The organism is Paraburkholderia sp. BR13439 (genome assembly GCF_040948805.1).
In the GTDB taxonomy this organism is placed as follows: Bacteria; Pseudomonadota; Gammaproteobacteria; order Burkholderiales; family Burkholderiaceae; genus Paraburkholderia; species Paraburkholderia youngii.
On record NZ_JBFPKN010000041.1, the window covers coordinates 1 to 12,745 of the forward strand.

At 59.3% G+C, this 12,745-nt stretch carries 10 protein-coding genes and 4 pseudogenes; 10 read left to right on the plus strand and 4 right to left on the minus strand.

Annotation, left to right across the window (positions count from 1 at the left end; genetic code table 11):
- Window positions 1-508 (plus strand): transposase (locus AB3X96_RS39395; protein ID WP_368594022.1); only part of this gene is annotated, 508 nt, incomplete at its 5' end.
- Window positions 509-910: 402 nt separating this feature from the next.
- On the opposite strand, the gene AB3X96_RS39400 is transcribed toward AB3X96_RS39395, so the two are convergent.
- Entirely contained in the window at window positions 911-1,678 is a 768-nt protein-coding gene (locus AB3X96_RS39400) for a transposase (RefSeq protein ID WP_368594023.1), read from the minus strand.
- A gap of 553 nt (window positions 1,679-2,231) precedes the next feature.
- Here AB3X96_RS39400 and AB3X96_RS39405 point away from each other — a divergent pair.
- The 8 genes and pseudogenes from AB3X96_RS39405 to AB3X96_RS39440 all read left to right on the plus strand — a co-directional run.
- Entirely contained in the window at window positions 2,232-2,609 is a 378-nt protein-coding gene (locus tag AB3X96_RS39405) for a DUF2306 domain-containing protein (RefSeq protein ID WP_368594024.1), read from the plus strand.
- A complete protein-coding gene (locus tag AB3X96_RS39410; RefSeq protein WP_368594025.1) occupies window positions 2,597-3,736 on the plus strand; it encodes a sensor histidine kinase in 1,140 nt (379 codons plus the stop codon). Before AB3X96_RS39405 ends, AB3X96_RS39410 begins: the two co-directional genes overlap by 13 nt.
- Window positions 3,733-4,623, plus strand: a complete 891-nt coding sequence (locus AB3X96_RS39415) for a LytR/AlgR family response regulator transcription factor (RefSeq protein ID WP_368594026.1) — start codon at window positions 3,733-3,735, stop codon at window positions 4,621-4,623. The genes AB3X96_RS39410 and AB3X96_RS39415 overlap by 4 nt, the downstream gene beginning before the upstream one ends.
- A 90-nt stretch (window positions 4,624-4,713) precedes the next feature.
- Window positions 4,714-5,678: pseudogene (locus AB3X96_RS39420) on the plus strand (IS630 family transposase).
- A gap of 13 nt (window positions 5,679-5,691) precedes the next feature.
- A complete protein-coding gene (locus AB3X96_RS39425; protein WP_250531106.1) occupies window positions 5,692-5,991 on the plus strand; it encodes a hypothetical protein in 300 nt (99 codons plus the stop codon).
- A 232-nt stretch (window positions 5,992-6,223) separates the two neighbouring features.
- Window positions 6,224-6,628: a VOC family protein gene (locus tag AB3X96_RS39430; protein ID WP_176112363.1), complete on the plus strand. Its 405-nt coding sequence runs from the start codon at window positions 6,224-6,226 to the stop codon at window positions 6,626-6,628.
- Window positions 6,629-7,038: 410 nt separating this feature from the next.
- Entirely contained in the window at window positions 7,039-7,329 is a 291-nt protein-coding gene (locus AB3X96_RS39435) for a hypothetical protein (RefSeq protein WP_368594027.1), read from the plus strand.
- Window positions 7,326-7,858 (plus strand): annotated as a pseudogene (locus tag AB3X96_RS39440) (IS5 family transposase); the annotation flags it as partial. The gene AB3X96_RS39435 and the pseudogene AB3X96_RS39440, both read left to right, overlap by 4 nt.
- A gap of 272 nt (window positions 7,859-8,130) precedes the next feature.
- Here the strand turns inward: AB3X96_RS39440 and AB3X96_RS39445 are convergent.
- The 3 genes and pseudogenes from AB3X96_RS39445 to AB3X96_RS39455 form a co-directional block, all read right to left on the minus strand.
- Window positions 8,131-8,942, minus strand: a pseudogene (locus AB3X96_RS39445) (IS630 family transposase); the annotation flags it as partial.
- Between the two features lie 126 nt (window positions 8,943-9,068).
- Window positions 9,069-10,514 carry an IS1182 family transposase gene (locus AB3X96_RS39450; protein WP_368594028.1) on the minus strand — a complete coding sequence of 482 codons (1,446 nt, stop codon included), beginning with the start codon at window positions 10,512-10,514 and terminating at the stop codon, window positions 9,069-9,071.
- Window positions 10,515-10,585: 71 nt separating this feature from the next.
- Window positions 10,586-10,747 (minus strand): annotated as a pseudogene (locus AB3X96_RS39455) (helix-turn-helix domain-containing protein); the annotation flags it as partial.
- Between the two features lie 438 nt (window positions 10,748-11,185).
- On the opposite strand from AB3X96_RS39455, the gene ltrA reads away from it, so the two are divergent.
- A complete protein-coding gene (ltrA, locus tag AB3X96_RS39460; protein ID WP_368594029.1) occupies window positions 11,186-12,742 on the plus strand; it encodes a group II intron reverse transcriptase/maturase in 1,557 nt (518 codons plus the stop codon).
- Window positions 12,743-12,745: the final 3 nt, after the last annotated feature.

Here is a 12,745-nt window from a genome sequence, read left to right on the forward strand (position 1 = left end):
GATGCGGCTGCAAGAGGACGTGGCGCTGGCGATCAGGGCGAACGCGGCGGTCATTGCCACCCTTTCTGCACAGATCGAAATTCTTGAAAAGCGTCTTCAGGAAAAGGTGACTGCACAAGCGGAGTATGCCCTCCTCACCAGTGTGCCTGGAATCGGCCGGATACTCGCGACAACCATTCTGCTTGAGACCGGGCCGATCGAGCGTTTCGCCAGTGCCGGGAACTTTGCCTCCTATGCGCGCTGTGTCGACAGCCAGCGCATCAGCAACGGAAAGAAAAAGGGCGAAGGCAACGCCCGCAACGGCAACAAGTATCTGTCGTGGGCCTTCATCGAAGCCGCCAACTTCGCCCAGCGCTATTGCGCGGAAGCCAGGCGTTTCTATGAACGCAAGAAAGCCCGGACGAACCCGATCGTCGCACGCAAGGCGCTCGCGCACAAACTGGCGCGAGCGTGCTTTCATATTCTGAAGGAGCACAAACCGTTTGATGTGACACGCTGCTTCATGTGAAGCTTTCGACGGCGACCGGCAAGCCCCGTGGGAAGATTGGGCTCCAGCCTTGCAAATTTGAATGGGATGCCGTGCCGTCGTCGCCGATGCGCAGTTAAAGCGGACCGCTCGCCATGCGAGCCACCGATGGATTGGCGCCAGAATACAGGCAGCCCTCGAATTTGCACAAGCCCCTTGGACGCATTGCGGTACCAACGTTCTTCCGGGGCGGCATGGCCGCCAGGGCGACCGGCTGCTTCTCGCCGCTCGCCTGATCCACATGGGTGTCTGGCGCGATCCGTCGCAGCCACAACTTGAAGAACCGGGCGCGCTCAGCCACTGCGAGCGGGACACAACACATAGGAAATCCAAACCGGCCGCTTATGCGGCCACGGCGTTGCTTACTCGCTTGACACCGGCCCGCTAATGGGTGTCTTCCCACGCGAAGAGCCGCTCGATGGTCCGGAAGCGCTCCTCGAAGACGGCCGGATCAAAGCGCTGCTTGCGGCCGCGCTTCGGTGTTTTGCGCCCACGCGGGTTCTCCCGGATGTTCGGGATCATGCCGCGATTGAAGATCGCCTTGCGGTTGGCCCGGCAGTCGTAGACGCCGTCCAGACTGACGGTTGAGCCGTGCAGGTCCATGCCAATGGCGCGGGCCATTGCGGTGAGTCCGAGCAGCGCCTCGCGCAACAGCGGCGATTCATTGCGGTTGCCCGGGGCCGTCACGAACGGCGCGATGATGTTGCACTTGCGATCGCAGAAGGCGACGATCTTGCAGCCCTTGAGATGCTTGTGGCCGCTATACCCGAGGTTGTCGCCGCCTTTCTTCGCCGCCGTGGTGGTGCCGTCGCCGTGAATGACCGTGAGATCCAGCCGCCCGTCCTGACGAAGCTTGTGCACCGAGCCGGCAAAAATCCGGTCGATGCAGCCATCGGCCTCCCAGCGCCGCAGTGCCCAATAAATACGCGTGTAATGAATCTCGGGGCGGCCTTTGCCGTTCATCCTGATCGGCAGCGCTTTCCACTGGCACCCGGTGTAAAGCAGTTGCAGGACGTAATTGAAGATTGTATGCAACGCCAACGTTGGAGCCGGCCCACGTCGGCCCCGGCTCAGATACGGCAAGACAAATTGCTCAAACTGCTCAAGACTCAAATTCGTGGGAATCGCTTGCCTGTATTGACTTCCGGTCATCCGCTACATCCGCAAATCCGGACTTTAACCGATCTGACCATGCGGACCTTAAAAGTCAGTCCCCATGCGGCATGCAGACAAATTTACGCACATCAGAAAACCCGCAACCAGTTGTATTCGAACAGCGCAGAGCGCAGATGCCGACATTCTTCAGTCACTGTACCGTCAGTTGGGTGAGTTGGGTGGTTTAAAACTGAAAATGATTTTAGATGAGCCGTGGTGTCCCAGCACTGTATTGCCGTTCTACAGCGCGCGATTGTTGACGATCCGCACGCCACCCCCGACTGACTTATGGACGGGCGCTGCCCAATCCACCTCGAACATCTAATGTGGAAGACGGCCCTATCCACACTGCTTCGCCACTCCCGCCCTCAATCTATCGCAAGCGCACCCGAACACCCAGCAAGCGTTGCCCGGCCGATCTTCGTCTCTCGCTTCAAAAAGTGCCGCTCGCGACGCAATCCGTACAGTTCGTCGCATGCTCCTGGAAGACGGTCGATGTGCCGCACAAACTGCAGGCATCCAGTCCGCGCATCCTGCCGGGAGAGCTAGCATGCCTGCCATTATCGCCGCGCATATCGCCACTGCCATCTTTTCTGTCATACTCGGAACCGCTGTTCTCCTGGCCAAAAAGGGGACGCCGCGCCACAAGTGGCTCGGTCGATTCTGGGCCGTGGCTATGCTCGCTACTTCCCTCAGTTCGTTCGACATTCGGGAACTGAGCCCGGGACATTTTTCCTGGGTGCACGGGCTGTCGTTGCTCACAATCGTCAGCTTAGGGCGGGCGATCTGGGCGATTCGGCAAGGCAACATCCGCGGTCACCAGCTTGCGATGCGCGGGTCGCTCATCGGTCTCGTCATGGCCGGTATCGCAGCAGTGGCTACACCGCACCGCCTGCTGAATCTCATTGTGACGGGATGGATCGCATGATTCGTGGCAGTAACGCCAAACTCTCCGATGCGTCCGCCGGGTTACCCGTCCCGGGAAAACAACTGCTGGACGAATATGCGCGCGAGGCCGTACTCGTCGTCATCGGCAACGCATTGATTGCGGCGGGCCTGACCGTGGTCGGCATGGGGAAAGGCCTTGGCGAAAACCTCGTCTTCAGCGAGGCGATAGGGCTGTCGATCATGCTGCTGCTCCACGTCGGCCGCTTTCGTCTTCAGCGGAAGAACGCACTCACTGCGCCAAGGCTTGCCATCGTGATGGTTGGCGCAATCATCGCTGGCGCCGCGATCGGACGGGTGATCGCGAGCGCGCTGCTGGGCCTCGACATCGGCAAGACGTTCGCCTCCAAAGACCTCGCCACGACGGGCTGGATCGCGCTGGTCGCGACGCTGCTGGTCACCTGGTATGGCTGGTCGCGAGCCCGGATCGCCGGGCTGCGCGAACAGGTGGCCCGAACTGCATGGCTGCAGGAGGCCGCCGAAAAAACCGCGTTGCGCGCTCGCTTGCAGGCATTGCAGGCGCAGATCGAACCACACTTTCTCTTCAACACGCTGGCGACCCTGGATAGCCTGATCGTGTCCGATCCGCCGCGCGCACGCGAACTGCTCGGGAGCCTCAACCGCTTTTTGCGGGCAACGCTTGAAGCGTCGCGGGCCGAAAGCGAGACGCTCGCGGATCAGTTTGCGGTGCTGGATTCGATACTTGCCGTGCACGCAATGCGCCTCGGCCCGAGACTCGCCTATGCGCTCGATCTCCCTGCCGATTGCGGGAACCTCGCGGTGCCGCCGATGCTGCTTCAGCCGCTCGTCGAAAACGCACTGAAGCATGGTGTTCAGGTTACGGTGACAGGTGGGCGGATCGAGGTGAGAGCAAAGCGCGGCGAACAGCACGTCGAGCTCATTGTCGCCGACACGGGGCCAGGCTTCGGTGCGACGCCGGCGACGCAGGGCACGGGCATCGGACTGGCGAACGTGCGGGAGCGCCTTGCAGCACTCTATGGCGAGCGCGCTTCACTGACGCTCGTCGAGAACGTGCCGCAAGGTACCATCGCGAAAATCCTGCTTCCGGTGGACAATGCCCGTCATCCGCAAGAGAGTGTGAGGCCATGAAGATCCGCCAGCCCCGCCCTGCGGCGCAGAACGATAGCGGCAAGGCCTTTTCGCCGGAGGTGTCTCGCGCGCCGACCGCGCTGATCGCCGAGGACGAACCGCTCATCGCAGCCGCGCTTCAGCGGGAGCTGACGGCGGCCTGGCCGGATTTGCAGATTCTCGCGACGGTCGGTAACGGCCAGCATGCCATCGAGCGCATCGTCGCCTTGCAGCCGGACGTTGCCTTCCTCGACATTTCAATGCCGGGATCGACCGGGCTCGACGTTGCGCGCGCGTGCACGAAGCTCGCGGCGCCGCCACAGATCGTGTTCGTGACCGCCTACGATCAATACGCGTTGGACGCGTTCGATGCCGCCGCGATCGACTATCTTCTGAAGCCCGTCGATGCCACGCGGCTCGCGCGCACGATCGACAGGTTGTGCGTTCGGCTTTCGCGCGCGCCAACAGATGCGATGCCCGGCGCCCAGATGCAAGCTCATTTGCAGCGACTGCTCTGCCAGCTGGAGCAGATCACGCGCAGCACCGCGCCGGAGAATCGCGGGCAGGCCAGCGACCAGAGGCCGCCGCTTCGCTATCTGCGCGCATCCAGCGGCAGCGACATCAGGATAGTGCCGGTGGAAGATGTGCTGTACTTCGAGGCTGCCGACAAGTATGTCGTCGTCGCGACGCGAACGGGCGAACTGCTGATCCGGATGAGCCTGAAGGAGTTAGTTGCGCAACTGGACCCGGCTCGCTTCTGGCAGGTGCACCGAAGCACCGTGGTGAACGTCGATAAGGTAGAGAGTGCATCGGTCAGCGCGCTAGGGAAAACGTCAATCAAGCTGCGCGGCCACGATGGCGCGATCGCCGTCAGCAAACAATACGCACACATGTTCCGGCAGATGTAAACCGGCAAAACGGAGCGATGGCTTCGTCGCGACTAGTACAACATCCCCTAAATAGCTTGATTAAATAATTGTCTTGGCTATCATTTCGGGATGAGCCAAGGTCGTCATGCAACGCCAGTGAAGTTGGCGAAGAAAGAACGAGAAGAACTCCTGTCGCTGATCGAGCGGAAGACCGCGACTCAGCGAGATGTGATGCGGGCACGCATCGCGCTGTGGGCGCACGAAGGACACTCGAATACGGTGATTGCTCGAGAGCTGCGCGTATCGGCGCAGACGGTCTGCACGTGGCGCAAGCGCATCGCACAGAACGGTGCGCAGGGCCTGCGCGAGGGTGAGCGTAGCGGCCGTCCGCCACGCATCACGCAAGAAACGCGACTGCAGTTGATTGCGTTGGCATGTGAAGCACACGAACCCGAGGGACGGGCTACGCCGACACTGGACGAGATAGTGGCGCGCGCGATCGAGCGTGGCATTGTCGAACAGATCAGCCGCAGCCATGTGCAGCGCATTCTGCAGGCTGGCGACGTTCGACCGCACCGGGTCCAGCAATGGCTACACAGTCCCGACCCGGCCTTTCGCGAGAAGGTCAATGTGATTTGCAAGCTGTACCGCAAGGCGCCCAAAAACGCGGTGGTGCTCAGCATCGACGAGAAGACGGGCATTCAAGCCATCGAGCGCAAGCACCCGGGGCACGCGCCGGCACCGGGACGGCTGCGTCGTCGGGAGTTTGAATATATCCGGCACGGCACTCAGGCGCTGATTGCCGCGCTTGATGTGCATCCGGTCAGGTGCTGGCACTGCCGCGAGCGGCGCACCCAGGACGACCTGGTCGCCTTCATGGAGCGCGTGGCGGCTGCGCACCCGGGCAAACAGGTGCACGTGATTTGGGACAACCTCAATACGCATCGCGCCCAGGCCGTCTGGCAAGCGTTCAACGAGCGGCATGATCGGCGGTTTCACTTCCACTTCACCCCGCTGCACGCGAGCATAATCAGGCAGCGCGCCCCTTCAAATGGACTTTCCGGGGCTACCCGTTGCAAACGGGCACATCGTAATCAAGAGACAGACATGCCAGCCATACCCACTAAACATTACGCGACCGAACTCCAGCGTCAACTGCGCAGCTTGCTCGGCCATGAGCAGATCGTCACACAAGCCTATGGGCGGCACCTGCTGATCAAACGTCTCGATGATGAGGAACCGACTGTTGTGGCGCGCCTTACCGAGCTCGCCCGCAATCGTTATAGTGCCGCCTTTCGGAGCCACACCGGCCGATGGGAACCTCTGCCGGGCACAGGCTCACTCGACGAGATGGCCGAGGTCGTCGTCACGCTCCTACAGCCTTATTTGCAGCCCGATAATTATTAAAGCTATTTACGGGATGTTGTACTAGTGCGAAAGGTCGCTTCTCAATTGCGGCCCACGTCCTTCTATGACCGTTCTGTTGTGTTGAGCCGTCATCTGGATGGCGCGAACAGCGCCACGTTAGTGGCTTTTATGGCCGGCTGGCGCCAGATGCCGTGTGCCGAAGGCGACCCCTTTGCGGACATGGGGCACACAAAGGAGAATTCTCGGTGATATCTGTTACGAGGCGCACGCTATGACTAACTTCCAGCCTGACGGCTGGCATACCGTCACACCCCGAATCATCGTACGGGATCCCGAAAACCTAGTAGCGTTCCTTAAGCAGGTCTTTCAGGCACGGGGTGAATTTCGAGCCGGATTACCTGCCGAGATCAGAATTGGCGACTCCGTGCTGATGGTCAGCGGTGGGGATGGCCTGCGTGACCCAGCCACGGCATTTCTCTACGTCTATGTCGAGGACGCTGATTCAACCTACAGGCGCGCGATCGCGGCGAATGCGGTCGCAATTGAGGAACCAACCGACATGCCGTACGGCGACCGGCGAGCCATGGTGATAGATGAATGGGGTAATACCTGGCAAATTGCCACACATAAACATGATCTGTCCGTCGCCGAGATCCGCTCAAGGTTGGGGCAATGACAGCTAGCGGACACTGCTCCCATGTCCCGTCTCAGGACGCCGAGCGTATGCGTGTGACGACCGGACGGTCAGCTTGTGGCCGGCACCTGACTCATGGGATTCGGGCGCCGAGCCCACACCCATCCCGCCAGCAGTCGGCTGCACACGACCCTCTTCGGTCAGTCGCAACTAGATAATGAGCGGCAGCTTTTCCAAATCGGTATCACGCTGGCCAAAATGGTAGCCTTCTAATTCACAGCTCACTATTCGCGCATAGGATGGTTCCTTTCTTGGAGGTCCGTATGTCCCGAATCCTTGCAATCGATCATGTTGCTATCACCGTAGCTGACCTCGTGGGAAGCTGAGCATTTTACGATGACCTTTTCGGGACAGAAGTCGTCGCCGAGCATGTCATAGGCGGCCGGGTGCTCGTGCGCCAACTTGCAATCGGCGGCGCGGTCCTGAGCATTCATCAAAAAGGCAACGGGGTCGATCTGGTCGCCGAGCGCCCAACGGTAGGGGCGGCCGACATATGCCTCCGCTGGAATGGCTCGGTGAGTGAAATGCTCGACCTGCTCGAAGGAAAAAACGTCAACATCCTTGAAGGTCCGGTTGCACGGATGACGGCCGATAGACAGCTAGGGAAGGTCTGCAAAAGTCCTGGCGTTGAAGTCTGGTTGTCCTATCCTAGAAAAACGCGAACTAAAGGAGTTCCTCGATGACACAGCTCGGTCTTGGCCTGGATCTTTCAACGAAACGCACGTGCAAGCGGGAATTCCTCGATGAGATGAGGCGCGTTGTGCCATGGTCGAGGTTGATTGCGCTGATCGAACCGCACTATCCGAAAGGTAAGACTGGAAGGTCGCCGTTTCCGGTTGCGACGATGCTGCAGATTCACTTCATGCAGCAGTGGTTTGGGCTTTCGGACCCGGCGATGGAAGAGGCGCTTTACGACGTGCCGCTGTACCGTGAGTTCGCGGGGCTGGACGAAGGTATGACGCGTTTGCCGGACGAAAGCACGATTCTTCGGTTCCGCACCTTCTCGAAACGCACGGACTGGTCGCGCAGATGCTCACGGTGGTCAATGAGGTCCTGAGTGAAAAAGGCTTGATGTTGAAGGCAGGGTCAGCGGTCGATGCGACCTTGATTAGCGCACCAAGTTCGACAAAGAACGGCTCTGGCAAACGGGATCCGGAGATGCATCAGACGAAGAAAGGGAATCAATGGTACTTCGGGATGAAAGCGCACGTGCGACCTGAAAGTCGCTTGAATTTCTGTCTAACTCAACGATCTGATCGTCGTGATTAAACCGGTTGTTCCATCAACCGTTCCCTACCCAGACATGCGACGCCGGTAACGGCGTGGTATGAAGCTCTGGGGACAATGTAACCGCCGACAGTTTTCGGTACGCCGACCCGCGAGGAGAAGCGGAATCTGCCAGCACAAAGGTGGTGAGGGACTAGGGACGAGTGGCAACGACCAACATATGTGAACCTCTATTGAGAGTTACGTAAATCATGACATTACCAAAGCTCGGCTTGCTTCCAGCAGGCAACGATAATCGATTTGCGCTTCTGGCCGCTCTTGAGCTTGCTTCGAGCGGTGTGCTTCAGCTCGGCCAGGTTATCAGGGCAGAAGTTCGCCAATGCGTGCCGCTTGAGCCAGGCCCAAAGGTATTCGACTGGATTCAGGTCCGGGGCGTAGCCGGGCAGCAGCGCCATCTGGATTGCGCCATCCGTGCTGTCAAGGTATTCGCGCACGACACGGCTCTTGTGCTGCGCTGCGCCGTCCCACACGATCATCAGCTTGCGTCTGAGTTGCGCGCGCAGCGCTTTGAGGAATTCGATGATTTGCGCGCTTTTGATCGCGCCGTCGTGCAGGCGGAACACGAAGTTGGTACGGTTAAGACCGGCGATGGCCGAAACGTGCTTCCAGTTGAAGTGGTACTGAATGATCGGCGTGCAGCCCTTGGGCGCCCAGGTGCGCACTCGTGTGGGGCGCTCCGAGAGGCCGGATTCGTCAATGAAGACGATCAGTCGTCCTTCGGCGGGACACTTTTTTTGAGCGTGGGCCAGGTCTTGCGCTTCCAGGTCAGTACCGCGTCCTCGTTGCGCTCGATCGCCCGGCGCTCCGGCTTTTGCGAGCTGAACCCCAAGGCGCCCAGCAACCGCCAGACATGTACCTCGCTGAAGGTAACGCCGTACAGTCGCTCGATGAGCACCCGTACGCGCTTGAGCGTCCACAGTTCGGTACGGAATCCGTGTATCAACGGGCTCTGCAGCAGCGCTGCGCGCAAACCTTCGAGTTGGGCCGCATCCAGTTGGGCCGGTCGCCCCGTGGCCGAGGGCGTGTGGAAACCGTTTTACGGCTATGGAGGGGAAGGTTGCCGGACAGGCCGACCGTAGTTGGTGGCTTTGCGACAGCTCTAAGGTCGGCAGCATCATGAAGGCCCCGCAGGACCTCAGCTTCCAGCCATTCGCATCGCCTTCACCGTCTTCGCAACGCCGAGTATTCTCATGACTCGCTTCAGGTTGTAAGCCAACACTTGAAGGCTCATCTCAGTGCTCACTCGTGCGAGGGTTCGAGTCTGGAAGTGCGTGGCACCCATCCAGTGTTTGAGCGTACCGAACACATGCTCAACGGTGCTGCGCCGGATCGTCATTGCGTCGGGATTCCGGTCGAGCCGTCGCTGCATGGCTTCCAGTATCTGTTCGTGTTCCCAGCGTCGAATGCGCCGGTAGTCGCTTGGAGAACATCGTTCCTTGAGATGGCAATGCGGGCATGCGCTGGGCCAGTACACTTTCAGATTCATGTCATGCTCAACAGTCGTGAACCGATGAATGGCGCGCTCGCCGGCCGGACAACGATAGACATCATCCTTAGCGATGTAGATGAAGTCGCGCTTGGTAAAGAGGCCCTTCTTCCTCGATGCTGACGTCAACGGTTTCGGGACATATGCCTTGATTCCCGAGAGTTCGCAGGTGCGGATATCAGGGCCACTGAAGTAGCCCCGGTCGGCCAACACCTTCAGTCCGGGCTTGCCCATCGCCTCTCTCGCCGCGAACGCCATCTTGCTGAGCTGGCCGTGATCACCCCCAACATTGGTCACCTCGTGTTCAACGATCAGGTGATGTTTCGTGTCTACCGCGGCCTGTACGTTGTAGCCGACTGTTCCGGTCTTCTTGCCGCTGCTGGTCATCGAACGCGAATCAGAATCGGTCAGTGACAGCTGTCTGTCCGGTTGCCTCTTCAGTTGCTTGCGGATCTGGTCGAGTTCGCGCATCCGTCGCCGCAGCAAAGCGACCTTCTCATACAGGCGAACGGTCTTCACATCGAAACCGGTTGGACTGACGCGATCCGCGGTCTCGATCGCGTCGAGGTATCGCTGGATACTCTCCTCGATCTGCTGCTGACGCTTGTCGATCTTGCCAGCGGTATAGTTGCGATCCCGGCTGTTCACCGCTTTGAACTTGCTGCCGTCGATGGCCACCATTTCGCTCGAAAGAAGCTTCAGGCCGCGGCACAGTTCGACGAAGCGTCGGCACACGTTGCGAATGGCGGCACCATTGTCGCGGCGGAAGTCGGCGATCGTTTTGAAGTCAGGCGCCAGGCGTCCTGTCAGCCACATCATCTCCAGATTCCGCTGGCATTCACGCTCAAGACGTCGGCTGGAGGGCACACGGTTCAGATACCCGTAGATATAGACCTTGAGCATCACTGCCGGATGATAGGACGGGCGACCCGTGAGCGCTGGCGAAGCCCCGTCGAAGCCGAGTGCTGCCAGATCAAGTTCGTCGACGAACACGTCTATGATCCTCACCGGATTGTCCTGCCCGATGTAGTCATCGATGCATTCGGGAAGCAGTGCGACCTGCTTGCGGTCATCGCCTTCAACGAATCGCTTCATGAGTCACCCGATCTCAATGCGTTGATTCAGTTTAGGCGATGAGTGCGTTTTCACACACCCTCGGCCATCACGCGAAGCGCATCGATGCCACCTTCTTCGAGTCGGGCCTTCCACGTGTATGCGGTCTGCCGCGCCACTCCGACCATCTTTGCCGCTTCGACGGGCGTCTTTCCCGCCAACATCAAGCGACCGGCACGCACCCGCTTGCGCGTAGCATCGTCCATTTTGGCCATCAACCGAGTCTCCCTTCAACGCGATGACCGTATAACGCACCAGCAGAGAATCGGTTGTCATGAATTTAGTAAAACTAAATAATAAACGTCGTCATCATTGTACAAGCCAAATGTGCTGACAGGCTTGAGCCAAAATGGCGCGCGGCAAGGTATGGCCTCTGTGTGCTGGGCCATCGTGGACAGAACGCCGCCGGCGGATAGGAGGGGTCCGCCCCACTCTGAAATTCATGCGGAACAGGGTAAGTCCGTAGCGCTGCCGGCAACGGCAGGCGAACCGCAAGGAACGCTGTTAGTGCTGCGGATAGAGGATTGCGGAAAAAGCGAACGCCCGGCTGTAATGGTCGAGATACGGACTGAAACATCGTCCGACGCGAAAGCGGGCAGACTTCCGCGTGGTCATTCACGGCACTTGATTAATCGTTACACGAGGGAAAGCAGATGACGGCAACCGGAGGCATTGCGCAAGCAGAGGCCGTCGGGGCTGGTGCGCCCTCGCGCCCCACCCGCATGTGGCTTCAGGCCGATTGGCCTCGCATCAAGGATGAGGTGAAGCGACTCCAGGCGCGTATCGCCAAGGCAACCAAGGAAGGCAGAGGGGGCAAGGTCAGTGCCTTGCAGCGTCTGCTGACCCGCTCGTACAGCGGCAAAATGCTAGCCGTGAAACGAGTGTCTGAGAATCGTGGCAAGAGAACGCCGGGTATCGATGGCAAGCTCTGGTCGAATCCGGCGGCCAGATGGAAAGGGATGGAAGCAATGCAACATCACGGTTACCGTGCGTTGCCGCTTCGACGCATCTACATCCCCAAGAGCAATGGCAAGAAGCGTCCGCTCGGAATTCCCCGCATGCTATGCAGAGCAATGCAAGCACTATGGAAGCTCGCGTTGGAGCCCATTGCGGAGACCTTGGCGGATCCAAACTCGTACGGGTTTCGGCCCGAACGTTCGACTGCCGATGCTATCGAATGCTGCTTTACCACTCTAGCCAAGCGTAAGTCGTCGGAGTCGATTCTGGAAGGAGACATTCGTGGTTGCTTCGATAATTTTAGCCACGACTGGATTCTTCAACACATTCCGATGGACAAGGTTGTCCTGCGACGATGGCTGAAGGCCGGATTCATTGACGAAGGAACCCTATTCGCGACCGAGGCGGGGACACCGCAAGGGAACATTATCTCACCCGTCATCGCGAATATGACGCTGGACGGACTGGAGGCGGCAGTAGATGCAAGCGTGGGACCGACGGAACGCGCACACCGAAAGTTCAAGGTCAACGTCAATCGGTATGCGGACGACTTCGTTGTGACCGGGGTGTCTAAAGACATTCTGGAGCAGAACGTACTTCCTGCGGTCAAGCAGTTCCTGGCTGTTCGAGGTCTGGAACTCTCGGAAGAGAAAACCAGAGTCACCCACATCGCCGATGGGTTCGATTTCCTTGGGCAGAATGTCCGCAAGTACGCGGGCAAGCTGCTTATCAAACCGGCCAACAAAAGTGTGAAGGCACTTCTGGAAAAGGTAAGGAAAATCGTGAGACTGCAAATGAGCGCCACACAGCGGAATTTGATCGTACAGCTCAACCCGGTGATCCGGGGCTGGGCCATGTATCACCGTCATGTGGTCTCAAAATCTCATTTTACGTCGGTAGATGCTCACATCTGGCGCCTCTTGTGGAAATGGGCGATGCGTCGGCACCCCACGAAAGGCGCGGGTTGGGTGAAAAACAAATACTTCCGCGTAGAGGGGAACCGTACCTGGGCGTTTACCGCCCGGTCACAAGCCCACGGGGTAACCCGGCTGTTTCGGGCTGCGGCGGTTCCGATTGTCCGTCACGTGAAGATACGTGGCCAAGCCAATCCGTTTGACCCTGCGTGGTCGTCTTACTTTGCCCGCCGTCGAACCACGACTGACGATCGATTGCCCGGTACCAACGCTGGTGCTGGTGAATGGCTTGAGCCGGATGCGGGGCGACTCGCACGTCCGGTTCTTAGGGGGCGGTGACGC

Excerpts from the sequence above, each read along its gene's own strand:
- AB3X96_RS39400 (WP_368594023.1), bottom strand. The coding sequence starts at position 1,678 with ATGACCGGAAGTCAATACAGGCAAGCGATTCCCACGAATTTGAGTCTT.
- AB3X96_RS39405 (WP_368594024.1), top strand. The coding sequence starts at position 2,232 with ATGCCTGCCATTATCGCCGCGCATATCGCCACTGCCATCTTTTCTGTC.
- AB3X96_RS39410 (WP_368594025.1), top strand. The coding sequence starts at position 2,597 with ATGGATCGCATGATTCGTGGCAGTAACGCCAAACTCTCCGATGCGTCC.
- AB3X96_RS39415 (WP_368594026.1), top strand. The coding sequence starts at position 3,733 with ATGAAGATCCGCCAGCCCCGCCCTGCGGCGCAGAACGATAGCGGCAAG.
- AB3X96_RS39425 (WP_250531106.1), top strand. The coding sequence starts at position 5,692 with ATGCCAGCCATACCCACTAAACATTACGCGACCGAACTCCAGCGTCAA.
- AB3X96_RS39430 (WP_176112363.1), top strand. The coding sequence starts at position 6,224 with ATGACTAACTTCCAGCCTGACGGCTGGCATACCGTCACACCCCGAATC.
- AB3X96_RS39450 (WP_368594028.1), bottom strand. The coding sequence starts at position 10,514 with ATGAAGCGATTCGTTGAAGGCGATGACCGCAAGCAGGTCGCACTGCTT.
- ltrA (WP_368594029.1), top strand. The coding sequence starts at position 11,186 with ATGACGGCAACCGGAGGCATTGCGCAAGCAGAGGCCGTCGGGGCTGGT.